The 16,436-nt window shown below is 41.6% G+C and carries 15 protein-coding genes; 14 read left to right on the top strand and 1 reads right to left on the bottom strand.

Going from position 1 to position 16,436, the window contains the following annotated elements:
* The first annotated feature begins 253 nt into the window (after positions 1 to 253).
* The 6 genes from DEO27_RS27830 to DEO27_RS27805 all read left to right on the top strand — a co-directional run bounded on the left by DEO27_RS27830 (position 254) and on the right by DEO27_RS27805 (position 7,659).
* Positions 254 to 2,848, top strand: a complete 2,595-nt coding sequence (locus DEO27_RS27830) for a multicopper oxidase domain-containing protein (RefSeq protein ID WP_190295260.1) — start codon at positions 254 to 256, stop codon at positions 2,846 to 2,848.
* Between the two features lie 38 nt (positions 2,849 to 2,886).
* The gene (locus DEO27_RS27825) at positions 2,887 to 3,564 is read left to right on the top strand and encodes a DUF305 domain-containing protein (protein WP_112571165.1); all 678 of its coding nucleotides are present in this window, start codon (positions 2,887 to 2,889) and stop codon (positions 3,562 to 3,564) included.
* A gap of 30 nt (positions 3,565 to 3,594) precedes the next feature.
* The gene (locus tag DEO27_RS27820) at positions 3,595 to 4,212 is read left to right on the top strand and encodes a DUF305 domain-containing protein (RefSeq protein ID WP_112571167.1); all 618 of its coding nucleotides are present in this window, start codon (positions 3,595 to 3,597) and stop codon (positions 4,210 to 4,212) included.
* Between the two features lie 150 nt (positions 4,213 to 4,362).
* Complete coding sequence (locus tag DEO27_RS27815; protein WP_243771445.1) at positions 4,363 to 4,605, top strand: four-helix bundle copper-binding protein; 243 nt, start codon at positions 4,363 to 4,365, stop codon at positions 4,603 to 4,605.
* A 548-nt stretch (positions 4,606 to 5,153) separates the two neighbouring features.
* Positions 5,154 to 6,230, top strand: a complete 1,077-nt coding sequence (locus DEO27_RS27810; RefSeq protein WP_112571202.1) for an NAD-dependent epimerase/dehydratase family protein — start codon at positions 5,154 to 5,156, stop codon at positions 6,228 to 6,230.
* A 31-nt stretch (positions 6,231 to 6,261) separates the two neighbouring features.
* A complete protein-coding gene (locus DEO27_RS27805; protein WP_112571205.1) occupies positions 6,262 to 7,659 on the top strand; it encodes a vitamin K epoxide reductase family protein in 1,398 nt (465 codons plus the stop codon).
* 71 nt (positions 7,660 to 7,730) lie between these two features.
* Here DEO27_RS27805 and DEO27_RS27800 read toward each other — a convergent pair whose 3' ends face one another.
* The gene (locus DEO27_RS27800; protein WP_112571207.1) at positions 7,731 to 7,964 is read right to left on the bottom strand and encodes a hypothetical protein; all 234 of its coding nucleotides are present in this window, start codon (positions 7,962 to 7,964) and stop codon (positions 7,731 to 7,733) included.
* A gap of 574 nt (positions 7,965 to 8,538) precedes the next feature.
* Between DEO27_RS27800 and DEO27_RS27795 the strand changes: the two genes are divergently transcribed.
* The 8 genes from DEO27_RS27795 to DEO27_RS27760 all read left to right on the top strand — a co-directional run bounded on the left by DEO27_RS27795 (position 8,539) and on the right by DEO27_RS27760 (position 16,434).
* A complete protein-coding gene (locus DEO27_RS27795; RefSeq protein ID WP_112571209.1) occupies positions 8,539 to 9,243 on the top strand; it encodes a class I SAM-dependent methyltransferase in 705 nt (234 codons plus the stop codon).
* A gap of 144 nt (positions 9,244 to 9,387) precedes the next feature.
* The gene (locus DEO27_RS27790) at positions 9,388 to 10,638 is read left to right on the top strand and encodes a hypothetical protein (RefSeq protein WP_112571211.1); all 1,251 of its coding nucleotides are present in this window, start codon (positions 9,388 to 9,390) and stop codon (positions 10,636 to 10,638) included.
* A gap of 91 nt (positions 10,639 to 10,729) precedes the next feature.
* Complete coding sequence (locus DEO27_RS27785) at positions 10,730 to 11,158, top strand: hypothetical protein (protein ID WP_112571213.1); 429 nt, start codon at positions 10,730 to 10,732, stop codon at positions 11,156 to 11,158.
* Between the two features lie 77 nt (positions 11,159 to 11,235).
* Positions 11,236 to 11,736: a DUF3347 domain-containing protein gene (locus tag DEO27_RS27780; RefSeq protein ID WP_112571215.1), complete on the top strand. Its 501-nt coding sequence runs from the start codon at positions 11,236 to 11,238 to the stop codon at positions 11,734 to 11,736.
* 77 nt (positions 11,737 to 11,813) lie between these two features.
* A complete protein-coding gene (locus DEO27_RS27775; protein ID WP_112571217.1) occupies positions 11,814 to 12,419 on the top strand; it encodes a DUF3347 domain-containing protein in 606 nt (201 codons plus the stop codon).
* Between the two features lie 4 nt (positions 12,420 to 12,423).
* The gene (locus tag DEO27_RS27770) at positions 12,424 to 12,873 is read left to right on the top strand and encodes a heme-binding domain-containing protein (protein ID WP_112571219.1); all 450 of its coding nucleotides are present in this window, start codon (positions 12,424 to 12,426) and stop codon (positions 12,871 to 12,873) included.
* 74 nt (positions 12,874 to 12,947) lie between these two features.
* Positions 12,948 to 15,659, top strand: coding sequence for a multicopper oxidase domain-containing protein (locus tag DEO27_RS27765; protein WP_112571221.1), 2,712 nt, complete (start codon positions 12,948 to 12,950; stop codon positions 15,657 to 15,659).
* A 199-nt stretch (positions 15,660 to 15,858) separates the two neighbouring features.
* Complete coding sequence (locus DEO27_RS27760; protein ID WP_112571223.1) at positions 15,859 to 16,434, top strand: TlpA family protein disulfide reductase; 576 nt, start codon at positions 15,859 to 15,861, stop codon at positions 16,432 to 16,434.
* Positions 16,435 to 16,436 lie beyond the last annotated feature (2 nt).

Raw genomic sequence — 16,436 nt, 5'->3', positions numbered from 1 at the left:
CATCTGTCTGCTTGGATTTAGTCATTCAGCCAGTTGTCAGCAGAAAAAAATGCGCATGACCGATACCACCATGCACATGAAAATGCCGATGCCTGCCTCCAAGAAAGTTACGAAGAAACCTAACAAGTCGACTCCGGCTGCTCATCATATGCCCTCAAAAAACACCTCAGGAATGCCAGGGATGAAAATGGATGGCAGTTCAGCTAAGGCTTCTGGCGTTAAAAAAAGAAGTAATGCAATGCCTGGAATGAAAATGAGTAAGAAAAGTATGCCCGGAATGGATATGTCGGGACAAAATACGATGCCCGGAATGAATATGAAGGAAAAGACTGCAATGCCTGGAATGAACATGCAAGATACCGGTATGAAGCATATGGATATGAAAGATCAAATGAAAATGAGCGAAGGGATGCCGGGTATGCATATGAAAGGGATGACTAAACAGGGAAAGGACACCATAGGCAGTACCTCCTCTACCCTGAATGATCATTATATTCATGCCGGAAAACGGGTAAACTATGACCTCTTTATAACGGATACCATTGCAAATTATACCGGAAAACCGGTAAAAGCGATGGCGATAAACGGCCATATACCAGGCCCTACGCTTTCGTTTACGGAAGGAGACACAGCATATATCCGTGTTCACAACCGGATGAAAACGGAAACGTCTATTCACTGGCATGGTGTTTTAGTACCCAATCAGTACGACGGCGTTCCTTATCTCACCACTGTGCCAATCATGCCGGATTCCACCCATACCTTTATTATACCTCTCCGGCAAACCGGAACATTCTGGTATCACTCCCATACAGATTTGGACGAACAGTCCGGCCTTTATGGCTCCATTGTAATACATCCTCAAATAAAAAGCAAAGATTACCCCGAACAGGTGATGCTTTTTTCCGACTGGACGGATTATAAACCGAAAGAAGTGCAAAGGATGTTAAAGCGGGGAACCGACTGGTTCTCCATTCAGAAAGGAAGCGTTCTCAGTTATGGCGGAGCGATCTCAAAAGGTTACCTGGGCGACAAACTAAAACTGGACTGGATGCGTATGCCGGCAATGGATCTGGCGGATGTCAAATACGACCGGTTCCTGGTTAATGGCTACACGGATCAGCAACTGTCCAAATTTAAACCGGGTGAGACGGTTAGACTACGGATCATTAATGGTTCCTCATCCAGTTATTTTTGGTTGAACTATGCGGGAAGTCAAATGACGGTTGTCGCGGCGGATGGCCTGGAAGTAAAACCTGTGACGGTTGACAAGATACTGATCGGAACAGCAGAAACCTATGATGTACTTGTCAAAATACCCTTAAAAGGCAAATACGAATTCCGCGCGACCTATCAGGACGTATCAGGGAAAGTATCGGCTTGGTTAGGGTCTGGTGCTGAAGTTAAAGTTAAAGACATTCCTCCCGTACCCTATTATAAACTAACCCACACCTTCAACCGGATGATGAGCCAGATGAATATGCCTATGAATTCAGTGCCCAGCTCAAAAGTAAAAAATGACGGCCTGCAGTTCAGCAAGAGTACCGGCGAAATGAAAATGGACGGCATGGATATGGGTGATATGAAAATGGATAAAAAAGCAGATAAGCCTACGCCTGATAAAAGTGAAATGAAGATGAATGGAATTGACATGAAGGGCGACTCAAGCATGAAAAACATGGCTGGCAATAAAACAAAAAAAATGCCCGTGAAAGGAATGAAACCCGATATGGGTGACCAGCAGAAAGACATGGGTAAGATGGATATGGGCGAAATGGGTATGGGGGGCATGGGAAGCATGAATATGACTGATGACGGCAAAGGCACGAAGATGGGGCCGGGCGGTTCCATGTTGCTGGGATTAGGTGGTGAAGGGAAGATACTGACCTACGATATGCTTCAGGCAAATAGTTCAACTGTAATAGAAGGCTCTCATACGGTAAGAACGTACCATTTATATCTGACCGGAAGTATGATCCGTTACACGTGGTTGATCAACAATAAGGCTTTATCGGAAGCAGACAAATTATTGATCAGAAAAGGTGAGATCGTAAGGTTTGTTCTACATAATACCACGATGATGGAGCATCCTATGCACCTGCATGGGCACTTTTTCCGGGTTTTAAACGCCAAGGGCGATTCTGCGCCGCTAAAGCATACCGTCAGTATTGAGCCTATGCAGGTAAAAACCATTGAATTTTTAGCGGATGAAGCGCATGATTGGTTTTTTCACTGTCATACCTTATACCATATGATGTCCGGCATGGCCAGGGTGGTCCGTTATGAAGATAACCCAAGCAACCACGAGGTTGCCCCCTATCAGAAAAATAACCCCTTGTTAAAAGACGACCGCCGCTGGTATACCTGGGGTATGGCCTCTTTTCATTCGCAAACAAGTGTAGGGTCTATTTTCATATCGAACACCCGTTATGAATTCAACGCTAATTACAGGTTCAGCTACGATGGACGGTACGAAATTGACCCGCGTTTCCAGCGGTATCTGGATAATAACCAGTATTTGGCTGCTTATGTAGGCGGCAACTTCGAGCAGACAGAAAAAGGTAGGCTGTTTCGTCGTAACGGGGATAACAGCGCAGTTGCCGGTGTGCGCTACCTTCTTCCGCTTTTCTTACAAACAGATGCGCGTATCAGTAGCAAAGGGCAGTTTCGCTTCACGATCAGCCGGGAGGATATACCGTTGACCAAGAGACTGTACATGGGGTCATCCTATAATACAGATAATGAGTTCCAGGTCGATACGCGTTATATCCTTACCAAAAACTTCGCTGTTTCGGCAAGTTACGACAACCAATATGGTTTTGGCGGAGGCCTGACCATCATCTTATAGTATTTAACATCTAACATAAAACAAATAAAAACTAAGCTATGAAAACAACAATTTTAATGATCCCGCTTTTGGCAGCTAATGCCATTAGCTTTAACAGTACTAAGGGTGCGTTTGCAGGTAACAGTCCATTTGCAACAAAACCGGTTATTATTTTTTCGGCACCTGAAATCAAAACAAGCTTTCATGGGGAGGAGCTGATGGAGGTAATGAATAAGATGATGAAAGATATGGAGGCACAGCCGATGAAAGGCATAGTAGACCTCGACTTTGCGTCTATGTTAAAGATCCATCATCAGGGAGCTATTAATATGGCTAAGGTCGAACTCCAAGACGGCAAAGATGCCAAGTTGAAAGCAATGGCCCAAAAAATCATCGATGACCAAACGAAGGAAGTTTCAGATTTGGACCAGTTAATCGCTTCGTTGCAAAGCACTCCCAAAAACTATGACCCTATGAACAAAAGTGCCGGACCGGCAAAAGCGATGCAGGATAATATGATGTCTATGATGAAACCGGGCCATATGTCGATGTCCTCAGTGGACCATGAATTTGCAGACATGATGATTAAACATCATACGGACGGCATTCAAATGGCAAAAAGTATAATAGCCTATAGCAAAACAGACAAGCTACGTTCGATGGCACAAAAATCCATCCCACAGCAAGGCCAGGATATCAAAGGGTTTCAGCAGTGGAAGACCAATCATAAAGGATAAAATTCAGCAATTCATTTTAAATACACTACCATGAAAATTCTATTTAAACTTTCCATCTTAACCGCCTTTGTCGCCGTTTTTAGCGCATGTAAAAAAGATAGTAACCAATTGCAGCTACAGGGGCATGACCAAAATCAAATGATGGGCATCATGCACGCTACAATGGCGAAAATGGATACCTTAAAAATGACCAAAGACCCGGATAATGATTTCGCGCTGATGATGCGCATTCACCACCAGGGTGCGATAGATATGGCCAACCTCGAACTGCAAAGCGGAACCGATGCGACCATGAAACAAATGGCTCAATCCATCATTACAGCTCAGCAGGCAGAGATAGCGCAATTAACATCGTTTTTAAAATCACACCCGGCACACGGCAACGACCCGGATTTCGACATGCAACAAATGATGGATATGCAAAAAGGCATGAAACAAGCCGATCTACAGATCATTAACGGAAGGATCGATCACGATTTCGCCATCCTTATGATCGGGCATCATCAAACGGCAACAGAAAATGCACGATTAGAACTTTTGAAAGGCTCGGAAAGTGCTATGAAGACGATGGCTCAGAGTATTATAGACAGCCAAACTAAAGAAATCAGTCAGTTCCAGGATTGGTTGCTGGCAAATGGGAACAAATAGCTCCATCATTCATATAAATCTAACTACTAACTATATAAACGAAAAATTATGTCACATCAAAAATTCAAAGATTGCATTGATGCTTGTGTAGCGTGTGCGGTTTCCTGTAGCCATTGCGCTACCGAATGTTTAAAAGAAGAAGATGTCAAAATGCTATCTAAGTGCATACAACTCGATCTGGAATGTGCTGCCATTTGCCGGTCAGCTGCCGAGTTGATGAGTTTAGGCAGTGAATATAGCGCGCATCTGTGCCGCATCTGTGCCGATGCATGCAAAGCCTGTGCCGAAGAATGCGAAAAACATGCGCATATGGGTATGGAGCATTGTAAAGAATGCGCCGAAGCCTGCCGCAGATGCGCTGAAGCTTGTGAACAAATGGCTACAGCCGTTTAATTTTAAACTAAAGGTGTGCTGTGAAGCACGCCTTTAGCTTAATAGGTGAGCAATTTTATTCTTACGTGAGTACTGCTAACCAGCAAATATTTCAGAGATAACGAAATGAACTGGATAAGCTTTTGCCGGGATGCAAAGCATATTTTTTAAAGGAAACGATGTCAAATCCATATCAACAGGAATTTATTCAGAAGCTTGAAAGGTGTACTCTGCTTTGTGCATGCTATGTTGCTCAAAATCTGGGGCAGGACCCCTCCCGGGTTACGGGAACGGGAATACACATGGCTTTGGATTGTGCGTCAGTTTGCAAGGCAATGGCGGAAGAACTGACGCTGGAAGACATCATTACCTTACACTTATGCCAGGTGTGTGCATTCATCTGTAACTCCTGCGGGGAAGAACTTGAAAGGCTTGACGGCATGGGTATAGCATATTGCAGTGAGTGCAGTAAAGCTTGTTATCAATGTGCGCAAACCTGTCAACAAATTCTGTCCCGACCTGATAGCATAATTGAAGAACAACCTATTCAAACTTAAAACAGAAGTACAATGGAAAAGGAAAAAAGCGAAACCGCAATCAAATCCGGCGGAATACAAAAGGAACTGATCGTTGTTTCAGGTGCCAGTGGGTTGATAGGTACCGCGCTTATTGAAAAGCTGGCTTCAAAATTTCTTATTGCTGGATTAGACAATGCCGGCTATCCTTTTCCACCTGCCGAAGCTGAATGTATCTGTGTTGACCTTACCAGTGACCAAAGCGTTGAATTCGCTTTTGACCGGATTCGCTATGCTTACGGAAACAGGATTGCGTCTGTAGTACACCTGGCAGCGTATTACGACTTTTTAGGTAAGCCTTCTGACTTGTATGATAAAGTGACAGTCAAGGGAACGGAAAGGTTGTTAAACAACCTTCAGAAGTTTAAGGTAGACCAGTTTATATTTTCGAGTAGTATGCTTGTATATAAACCATCATCTCCTGGTGTAAAAATGGACGAGGAATGGCCGCTTGAACCCAAGTGGGACTATCCAAAATCAAAGGTGGCAACAGAAAAAGTTCTGAATGAGAAAAGGGGCAAGATACCGGTCGTGACAATGCGTATAGCCGGCGTATATAATGAACAGGGCAATTCAATACCCATTACTAACCAGATACAGCGCATTTACGAAAAGCAGATCAGTGCACGGCTCTACCCTGGCGATGTAACTCATGGCAGTACGTATGTTCACCTTGATGATCTGGTTGATTCCATTGTTAAAGTCATCAACAAAAGGAAAGAGTTGCCGCCAGAAGTCATCCTGAATATCGGAGATGACGAAACCTTATCTTATCAGGAATTGCAGGATATTATCAGTAAAGCAATTAATGGCAAAAATTCAGAAATCATTCATATACCGAAGTGGTTTGCCAAAGCCGGCGCATTTATGTTAAATCTTTTTGGCAAAGCATTTATTAAACCCTGGATGATTGATTTGGCGGATGATCATTTCGAGCTGGACAGTACTAAAGCAAAAAAAATGATAGGCTGGCGGCCAAAAAATGGACTACGTAATACTTTACCACAAATGGTTAAAAATCTAAAAGCGGACCCTGAGAAATTTTATAAGGTAAATAAATTAAAAGAGTAAATCCAATAAGTTTTGACCAATTACTAATCATATGAAGCAGCACGATCATTCTTCCATGTCGCCGCAAGGTGAAACATTTTCCCATAAGCAGCTGGCAGATCAAACAAAAATGATCGTTGAACACTACAATAACTTATATTGGACACATGCTACAAATGTCCTGCTCGGGTTTTTTCTTATGGCAGCGCCTTTTACCTTTGGTTATAAAAGCGCCGCAATGACCTATAGCGATTTGATTAGCGGGGTGCTTTTGATTGTCTTTAGTCTGCTTTCGGCTAACCCTTTCCGGCTTTGGGCACCATGGGCTTCTACAATGGTTGGTTTATGGCTCCTGTTCGCGCCGTTGGTTTTTTGGTCACCCGACGCATCAGCTTATATAACTGATAGCATAGCTGGTATCTTCGCCATTGGCCTATCCGTACTTATTCCGGAAATGCCAGGTATGATGCAAATGATGATGACGATGCCATCCGGGCCAGATACGCCTCCTGGCTGGTCGTACAATCCTTCCACCTGGCTGCAGCGCACGCCCATCATTGTATTGGGCTGGATCGGATTTTTTTGTTCCCGCTATTTGACGGCCTATCAATTAGGTTATATTCATCAGGCCTGGGACCCGTTTTTTAGCATGGGAACAGAAAAGGTTTTAACCTCCTCCGTTTCCAAATCTTTTCCGATTTCTGATGCCGGGCTGGGTAACCTATCCTACACCATAGAAGCCCTCATGGGTTATATGGGGATGTCGAACCGATGGCGAACGATGCCCTGGATGGTTAGTTTCTTTGGTATACTGGTTATTCCATTGGGTGTTGTCAGCATCGTGCTGATTACTTTACAGCCCGTTTCGGTTGGACACTGGTGTACCATCTGCCTGGTTACTGCTATCGCTATGGTCATAATGATACCACTTACTTTGGATGAAGTCGTGGCTATGATTCAGTTTTTGAGTAAGCGTGTAAAAGGGGGAAAGCCTTTTTGGCGTACTTTCTGGATGGGTGATACCATCAAAGGCGGCAGTAAAGATGTCCGGACCCCGCTTTTTACAGATTCTATCTCCAAAACGCTTCCGGCGATGGGCTGGGGAATAAACTTGCCCTGGAGTTTGTTATTATGCACAGTAGTTGGATTGTGGTGGATGTTTTATCCGGGCAATTTTGATATAACTGGTAAAGTCGCTAATTATTTTACCACGCTTGGTGCGTTAGTGGTCACTTTTTCCATAATTTCTATGGCAGAAGTTGGTAGGGCTTTAAGGTTGTTAAATATTATTTTTGCATTATGGCTTATCACAGTCATGGATTTTATGAAGTACATACCTCCTTTTCCACTTTGGAATGCTAACATCACGGGTGTAGCACTGATCGTTTTAAGTATACCAACAGGAAAGGTAAAGGAGAAATATGGAACTTTTAATAGATATATTTTTTAAGGGACATAACACGTTCACAGCTAATTTTAAATCATGAGACGAGATAGAAATAAGCATTTGAAAATCTAATATTAACTGAAATGTTCATCATAATATTTCTCAATGCCTTCCCCGATCAGATTTGCGGTTTCCTGATCAAATTCTCCACCTGCCAGGTCCCAGCTTTTATCTTCATTACTGGTAACAGCGCCTATGGTTTTTCCATTCAAAGAAATCGTAAATATTCCCCCTTCATGGTTAATTTCGAGGGTTTTGGAGTAGGTATTAAAACATAAAGGCGCTTTAATAAAAAAATGATTTTCCATGGTGTTTTGAATAATAGTTTATATCATCTCCATTAAATTAAAACGAATACCTCTATAATAGGTTTTCCATAAAAATACGTTTTTGGCAGCGGAGATATTAGTATTGGATACAATTTATATAAGAAACCATTCAACGATTTGCGGGGCTTCAATTCCTTGATTCATAGGTAAAAATTGGTTACAACTATTGGCTTGACAAATTGTTTCATAATCTACCGAGGCCATCCTTCCGAAACGAAACGATGCCCGGCAGTTATAACAGGTATCTCATTAATTAAAACATTAATTATTGTAACTTGTAAAAGCACAATAAACAGCTTTAATACACGTCTCAATATATATTCCATAGAAATGAAAAAGATTAAAAGCGGCCTTATTTGGCTTTTTAAATTCCTATTTATAAAAAAATGTTGCCGTTAACTTCAACAGTTATCATTAGTTCGACAGCAACCCAATCTATAATTTTTACGTACTGCTAATCAACTTAACAGATTATCAAACCTGCCTTAAGTGAATGGTTTTACAATTTGTTTAGTATTAGTCAAACCGGATGTATAGATGATATCACCTTATCATGAATACTAATTTAGGTTTCGAGCAGAATTACATCGCTTTGCGGCAAATAGAGAAACGGATCTATTCTGATATAGAAGTTTTGTTGTTACCTCATATTGCTCGCGATCATGTCCACTATAAAGAGTGGAAAATCAGAAAGCAATCCTGCAGTTTATTGATCTCCTATCTTAAAAGGAAAAGAAAACCCATAAAAATTCTGGAAGTAGGTTGCGGTAATGGCTGGCTTTCTGCGAAGTTATCAGAAATTGGACAATCAGAAGTAACCGGTTTAGATGTTAATCGGGTCGAAATCAATCAGGCGATAAACGTTTTTAGTAAAAAAAATCTAAAATTCATATATGATCGTTTTCCGTCCGAGCATTTAGAAGGACTGAAATTTGATATTATTGTATTTGCAGCTTCGATACAATATTTCAACTGCTTTTCGGAGGTTATAAATGAAGCATTTAAGTGTTTGACAGTGCGTGGTGAAATACACATAGTAGATACGCCTTTTTATAAGCCAGACGAGCTAGCAGATGCTGCAAATAGATCAAAGAAATATTTTTCAGGCTTAGGACATGCTGAAATGGCCCATCATTACCATTATCATTCAATAAATGATCTCTTAGAATTTAATCATAAAATCTTAGCAAATCCCAGGAAATTATTCAACCGTTTGTTTAAAAAGATCAAGTTTCCCTGGGTAATGATCAAGTGTTAGTTCAATACAAAAAACCGCTTATTACTTAAAGTAAACACTATTCCCATTTGTTTTATTCAATTAAGATGATCAATATTTTGAGAAGAATAATGTCATTTGACATTTAATAGAGAGTTCTGCTATCTTAGTGCATCAATTCTAAACATGAGCGAACATTTACAATCTATTATTACGCAGTATAAGAACGATCAGGAATCTGTTTATAATACCTGGTTTATCAATAATGAAGATCGGCTTAAAGCATTCCGGTCCATCCGCAGAGGTGTTTTGCAGGTCATTGATGATATTAAGAGAAAACGTTTCGGCAATGACTTTAAAGGCACTTCCCTGGAATTTGTGTTGAGTTGCATCACGGAGCAGAAGCAAGTTTTTGAAGGTGCTTCGCATCCTTTTTATTGGAAACCGAAGCTGCGAATACCGGATATTTACGAAAACGAGGCTAATAAAGTAGCTTTCGGTCAGTTTTTGGAAAATTGTATCAATGCAAAGAATGAAATTCAACTTATCCAGGAAATCGAAAAGCTGGATGCTTTAAAGATCAAAGGGCTCGGCCCGGCAGTAGCCAGTATCCTATACTTTTTGCATCCAACACTTATTCCTCCGTTCAACACGGCGATCATCAATGGATTTAATTATTTGTTCAAAGACAAAAAAAAACTGGGAAGTTGGAGCGAGTACCTGAAGATCCGGGAAGTCATCATGGATATGAACCGTAAATATTGTAATGAGCTTTCCATGGACACCGGTGCTTTTGCCGGCTTGTTGTTTGAGATTGGAACGCAAAAACTGCTGTTAGGTAAGGATGAATATTTATCAGAAACTGAACGAACCAGGCTGGAAAAATTAATTGAAAAGCGGCACAAAGACAAAAGGGCAGAGACAGAGGACGAACATTTACATAACGAAATGCAATATCACCTGCTCAAGATCGGGCATTCGTTAGGGTATGATGTAATAGCCGCCTCTAATGACCGCTCCAAATCATGGAACGGAAATAAATTTACTTTTATTTCCCTGGAAGAATTTCCGAGATTGAATCTTGAAAAAGAAGTATTGAACACAGTCAAACTCATTGATGTGCTGTGGTTCGCTAAAGGCACGGCCAAGGTGATCGCCGCTTTTGAAGTTGAAAAGAGCACAAGTATTTATTCGGGGATATTACGATTGACAGATTTGAACTGTAGTGTACAGGACGGCGGTGAAGTATTATATTTAGTTGTCCCCGATCAGCGGGAAAAGGATGTTATTATGCAGCTTTCGCGGCCCTCTATTCGGAAAGGGAATATGCAAATGAGCTATATCTGTTTTTCTGATCTGCGTCAATATTGTGATGCAATCTGCAAATTAGGGGAGGATCATCATAGCATGAAAAAGATAGCGAAATGCGTTTGTTAATCGCAATAAGCGTGACCAGAGGTAATTATGTAATTTATTTACCAAATTATGTAAACATTTATAAAAATAGTTATGTAGATTTGTTCGGAAAATGAAAAGTAAGGCACTATTTCTTTTAACTGTTTTTTTACTGAACACGCTTGCCGGGTTCAGTTGTGCGCTCCATATGAATATGGAAGGTACGGGAAAAAGCATGTTGCATGAAGAGAGTTTGCACGGCGCCCATCATGATCACATGACAATGATGGCTCCTCCAGGGCCCAAAAGCGATGGTCCGCAACTTGAGTCAAAAGCAAATCCTTGCTGTCAGGAAATGTCCAATAATTTTGCGACTCTGGCCAAGCTTATTCCGCAAACTGAGAAGGTTTCTATTCAAATTCCATTTATCTCTGCAGGATCATACTACGGTTTCCGTTTTCTACCCGCATATGATTTGGATGTGCCTTTCAATTACCTGATACCTCAAAAGCGGCCTCCGACGCGGGGCATCCGGCTTATCATCCGTAGTTTTCAAATTTGATTTTTTTTTAATTTTAGTTGCTTGTTGACATGGTTAGCCATGCCCAAATTGTTTATTAAAAATTAATTAAAATCAAAATGAAAAAAATATTTCTTTTAGTTGCATTAGTTGCAGCTACTTTTACCCAAACTTTCGCTCAAAATAGCGCAAAGCCATCTGCACTTGGTTCTTTATTGTCATCGTATTACGATGTTAAGAACGACTTGATCAAATCCAACAGCACCGATGCAGCGACACATGCTGCTGACTTTCTTAAAGCGGTGAATGCTGTTGATATGAAATCATTGCCCGCAGCTGATATGAATGCCTTTATGTCCTTTCAGGACAAGTTAGCCTTCGATGCCAAGCATATTTCAGAAAGTAAGGATATCGCCCATCAGCGCGAGCATTTCGCCAACTTCTCTTCCAACTTCTTTAAATTGGCCAAGGCGGTAAAACTGACCGATCAGGCAGTTTATTACGACTATTGCCCGATGAAGAAAAGTTATTGGTTGTCTGCAGATGCATCGATCAAAAATCCATATTTCGGTAGCCAGATGCTGACCTGCGGTAAGGTTACTGAAACCTTAAATAAATAAATTATTTCCCACTATTTAATTGATATACCCGGAGCATTTTTTTGTTCCGGGTGTATCTTAATTTCAATTTAAACGATATGAAAAATATAATCATTGTTTTGGCCATCGGCCTTACCACTTTATCTATAGCCGCTTGTAATAACAATTCAAAAAAAACGACTGCGCAAGCGGGTAATGATACTACAGCTGCGGCAGCTGCAACAACTACCGAACCTAATTCTTCAAAATCCGGGGTCGATGCTAAAACGAGTGCTTCGGTTAAAGAGATGGTTGCGAATTATTTACAACTGAAGAATGCTTTAACCACTGACAACACTAACGATGCGGCTACTGCCGGCAAAGCATTATCGGAAGGTTTCGTAAAACTCGACAAATCGGTATTGACCGCAGACCAAAAAAAGGCGTATACAGACATAGCTGATGACGCGAAAGAAATGGCTGAGCATATTGGCATAAGCGGAGGCAAATTACCGCATCAACGCGAACACTTTGACATGCTGAGCAAAGATATGTACGATCTGGTGAAATTATTTGGAGCGGGCATGCCTTTATACGTGGACCGCTGCCCGATGTTTAATGATAAAAAGGGTGCAATCTGGCTAAGCGAAACAAAAGAGATAAAAAACCCTTACCTGGGTTCGTCAATGCCTACCTGTGGTTCGATCAAAGAAGAATTAAAATAAAAGTATGAAGCGTAAAGTTTTAATTGGGCTGGGTGTCGTCGTCATTTTATTTATTGTCATTCAGTTCATACCCGGGCAATACAACCAGAGTAAACAGACCTCGGCGAACAATATCGCTCAGGTATATAGTATGCCACAGGACGTACAGGCGATTTTAAAGAAAGACTGTTATGATTGCCATAGCAATAACACCAATTATCCCTTTTACGCGCATTTGCAGCCAATGCGGCTTATGCTGGACAGGCATGTCCGTAATGGCAAGGATGAATTGAACTTCGATGAATTCGGAACGTATTCGGCGAGAAAGAAAAGAAGCAAGTTGCGGGCAATCAGCACAAGTTTAGATGAAGGAACTATGCCCCTGCCTTCATACCTGATTATTCACCGTGATGCTGCACTTAACCCGCGAGACACGGCTTTGATCAAAAATTGGATCAGGAAAGTCAACGAATAAAGTAATGACTAAAATAGCCAGTCAGTCGCGGAAAGGCTGACCGGCTATATTGTCCTAAATATGAACATGTAAAGATGAAAAAAATATTAGTAATTGTGGTACTGCTTTGTTTAAAACAGCTGGCATTCGCTCAAGGCGATATGCAGAATATGGCTGGTATGGAAAAAAAACAAGCGGTTACCTATACCTGCCCGATGCACCCGGAAATTCATGCTTCAAAGCCGGGAAATTGCCCGAAATGCGGCATGAAGCTGGTCAAAGAAAAAAACAAAACCGTTGCAAAAAAGGACAATGGTATGCAAATGCCTGCGAATCCTACTACAAAAAAAGCAGGTAGTATGGATGGAATGAAAATGGGTGAAGAAAATTCTAACCCAAATCCGGAAAAATCAAGCGGCATGTCCATGAAAAACGATGGTCAGAAAACGGATAATATGGAGGGAATGAAAATGGGTGATAACGATGCTGCTTCGGCTGAAATTAAAAGCGCCAGGGCCAATTTAGGGCCTATAAAAACGATTGCTGCTGTTTCTCCTCCGCATACCGTTCGTTACGACTTATACGTCAGGGATACTACGGTAATGCTTGGAAAAAAACCAAAGCGCGCCATTGCGGTGAATGGTCAGATCCCCATGCCCACACTGACATTTACCGAAGGCGATACCGCGGAAATATGGGTTCATAATGAATTGAATGAAGAAACCTCACTTCACTGGCATGGGTTGTTTTTACCCAATAAAATGGATGGCGTGCCTTACATTACACAGATGCCTATCAAGCCTCATACCAAATATCTTTATAAGTTCCCAATCGTGCAGCATGGTACACACTGGTACCATAGCCATTCCGGATTGCAGGAGCAAATCGGTATGTACGGAGCCTTCATTATGAAAAAAAGGCAGGAATGGAATATTCCGTCGATCCCGGTGGTACTAAGCGACTGGATTGATATGAATCCTAAAGAAGTGGAAAGAAGTCTTCACAACCAAACGGACTGGTTTAGTATCCTTAAGGGAACGACTCAGAGTTATGCTGAAGCGATTCGTACCGGTCATTTGAAAACTAAGTTGACCAATGAATGGAAAAGGATGACCGCTATGGATGTGAGCGATGTGGCTTATGACAATTTCCTGATCAACGGTAAAAACCAATCGACGCTGTCGCAATTTAAGGCCGGGGATAAAGTAAGGCTGCGGATAGCCAATGGTGGAGCCTCGTCTTATTTTTGGCTAAACTGGGCAGGTGGTAAGATCACCGTGGTTGCGAATGATGGTAATGATGTAGAACCGGTTGAAGTGGACAGGCTTATTATAGCGGTGTCAGAAACCTACGATGTTGTGGTAACGATACCCGATAATAAAAGTTATGAATTTTTAGTGACCCCCGAGGACCGTACCAAACATGCTTCGCTCTGGCTGGGTAGTGGCGAAAAGGTTGCGGCTACAAAAATGCCGAAGCTAAAATACTTTGCCGGCATGAAAATGATGAATGACATGATGGACATGAAGGGCAACCTGGTAAAGATGGACGGGATGGATATGAAAAACCAGGAGATGGATATGAATACCGTCATGTATCCGGAGATTTCGGGACCTGAAAATCCTGCTGACACGATGAAAAGTAAGCAGGATATGCGGAACAGTGATATGAACAAATCCCCTGTGCCGGCCAAGGATAGCAGCAAAAAAATGCAACCGCAAGGTGGGGCTCAAAGCATGGCTGGTATGGATATGGGAAATAGCAATGCAGATATTGTAACCCTTAGCTATGCGATGCTCCGGGCACCTGAAAAAACAACCTTACGTTCAGGTCCGGTAAAAGAACTCAAATTTAATTTGACCGGTAATATGAACCGTTATGTCTGGAGTATAGATAATAAGGTTGTCTCCGAGGCGGATAAAATTTTGATCAAGAAGGGGGAAAACGTGCGTATCATTTTATATAATAATACGATGATGCGACATCCCATGCACCTGCACGGACATGATTTTAGGGTGTTGAACGGGCAGGGCGAATACGCCCCGTTAAAGAACGTGCTGGACATCATGCCTATGGAAAGTGATACTATCGAGTTTGCCGCGACCGAGCCGGGCGGCGATTGGTTCTTTCATTGCCATATCCTGTATCACATGATGAGCGGAATGGGACGTGTATTTAGCTACCAGGATACCCTGGTTGACAAAACCGACATCACCAATCCTAAGTTAGCTCAGCGTCGTTTAAACGCTGACGATCAAATGCCTCACCCAATGGCGCGTATCGGATTGGAAAGTAGCGGCTCCGATGGAGAGCTTATGTTCGCCAATACCCGTTGGAAAGCAAACTCCATATGGCACCTGGGTTTAAATGCTAAGATGGGTTACGAAAGTGAAACCATGGTTGGTCGCTATATCGGGCGGAATCAATGGTTTTTCCCTTATGTAGGATTCGATTACCATTATAAACAATTTAATCCCGATGAAAAAAATATTTTTGGCAGCGATTATAAGAACTTATTTGGACAGGTAAGCAACAAGGAACACCGTAGAACAGTGGTAGCCGGTATGGCCTACACCTTACCGATGCTGGTCATCGCGGATGCACGTATTGACGGTGATGGTAAATTACGGTTCCAATTGGGACGTGAGGATATTCCATTATCAAAACGCCTTCGTATGAATTTCATGATCAATACCGATAAGGAATATGCAGCAGGATTAAGATATATTGTCACCAAATACTTTTCCTTATCGAGTCATTATGATAGCGATATGGGATTGGGTGCAGGTTTAACAGTAACTTATTAATTTTATCTAATGCCGGCTCATGAGTCGGCATTTTTTATTTAACGGCGACAGGTTCACGGATACATTGTTCAGTATCTGCGGTGGCTATTATTTTTATAAGTCATGGTCTGAGTATAGCTTCTCCACTTATTGGGTTTACTTGAAAATATAGGCACTTAATAGCGGTCAAAATATAAAAATATTAAATAACAAATAAACAATGAGCCATCAAACATCCATCACGAAAATGAAAGCCTGTAAAATTGTAGCTATCGGCTTATTTCTGATAATAACAGCTGCGCTCAATGGTTCGGCTAGCCCTTTCTATTCATATACAAACAGCCTTCCGGTACCTGGCTTTAAAGATTCTTTTGTAGATAAAGAAACACCATCTTTTACGCTGGAAGACAAAAATGGTAAAAGGATAAAATTGACCGACTTAAAGGGGAAAATCGTACTTATTAATTTCTGGGCTCCGTGGTGCGCGCCTTGCAGAGAAGAAATGCCCGGCTTGGATAAATTGTACAGACATTTCAAGGAAGATACAAACGTAATATTCATCACAGTGGATATGGATCATAATTTGAAAAAGTCTCTTGCTTTTATGAGCAGCAATCAATTGATGCTTCCTGTTTACGTTGCAGAGACTCAGATTCCTGCAGATTTTATAGGTGACGCAATCCCTGCAACGGTTATTTTAGATCAATCTGGCAAAATTGTTTTCAAACAAGAAGGGGGATTAGACTTTAACGATGAGCATTTTATCAAGTATTTAAAGAGTTTATTAACAAAATAAGT

Source organism: Mucilaginibacter rubeus (assembly GCF_003286415.2).
Lineage (GTDB): Bacteria > Bacteroidota > Bacteroidia > Sphingobacteriales > Sphingobacteriaceae > Mucilaginibacter > Mucilaginibacter rubeus_A.
This window is presented reverse-complemented; position numbering and strand designations above follow the sequence as displayed.

Coding starts and splice junctions, on each gene's coding strand:
- DEO27_RS27830 (WP_190295260.1), top strand. CDS start 254: ATGAGTAAGAAAAGTATGCCCGGAATGGATATGTCGGGACAAAATACG.
- DEO27_RS27770 (WP_112571219.1), top strand. CDS start 12,424: ATGAAGCGTAAAGTTTTAATTGGGCTGGGTGTCGTCGTCATTTTATTT.
- DEO27_RS27800 (WP_112571207.1), bottom strand. CDS start 7,964: ATGGAAAATCATTTTTTTATTAAAGCGCCTTTATGTTTTAATACCTAC.
- DEO27_RS27820 (WP_112571167.1), top strand. CDS start 3,595: ATGAAAATTCTATTTAAACTTTCCATCTTAACCGCCTTTGTCGCCGTT.
- DEO27_RS27795 (WP_112571209.1), top strand. CDS start 8,539: ATGAATACTAATTTAGGTTTCGAGCAGAATTACATCGCTTTGCGGCAA.
- DEO27_RS27825 (WP_112571165.1), top strand. CDS start 2,887: ATGAAAACAACAATTTTAATGATCCCGCTTTTGGCAGCTAATGCCATT.
- DEO27_RS27780 (WP_112571215.1), top strand. CDS start 11,236: ATGAAAAAAATATTTCTTTTAGTTGCATTAGTTGCAGCTACTTTTACC.
- DEO27_RS27790 (WP_112571211.1), top strand. CDS start 9,388: ATGAGCGAACATTTACAATCTATTATTACGCAGTATAAGAACGATCAG.
- DEO27_RS27805 (WP_112571205.1), top strand. CDS start 6,262: ATGAAGCAGCACGATCATTCTTCCATGTCGCCGCAAGGTGAAACATTT.
- DEO27_RS27810 (WP_112571202.1), top strand. CDS start 5,154: ATGGAAAAGGAAAAAAGCGAAACCGCAATCAAATCCGGCGGAATACAA.
- DEO27_RS27760 (WP_112571223.1), top strand. CDS start 15,859: ATGAGCCATCAAACATCCATCACGAAAATGAAAGCCTGTAAAATTGTA.
- DEO27_RS27785 (WP_112571213.1), top strand. CDS start 10,730: ATGAAAAGTAAGGCACTATTTCTTTTAACTGTTTTTTTACTGAACACG.
- DEO27_RS27775 (WP_112571217.1), top strand. CDS start 11,814: ATGAAAAATATAATCATTGTTTTGGCCATCGGCCTTACCACTTTATCT.
- DEO27_RS27765 (WP_112571221.1), top strand. CDS start 12,948: ATGAAAAAAATATTAGTAATTGTGGTACTGCTTTGTTTAAAACAGCTG.
- DEO27_RS27815 (WP_243771445.1), top strand. CDS start 4,363: ATGCTATCTAAGTGCATACAACTCGATCTGGAATGTGCTGCCATTTGC.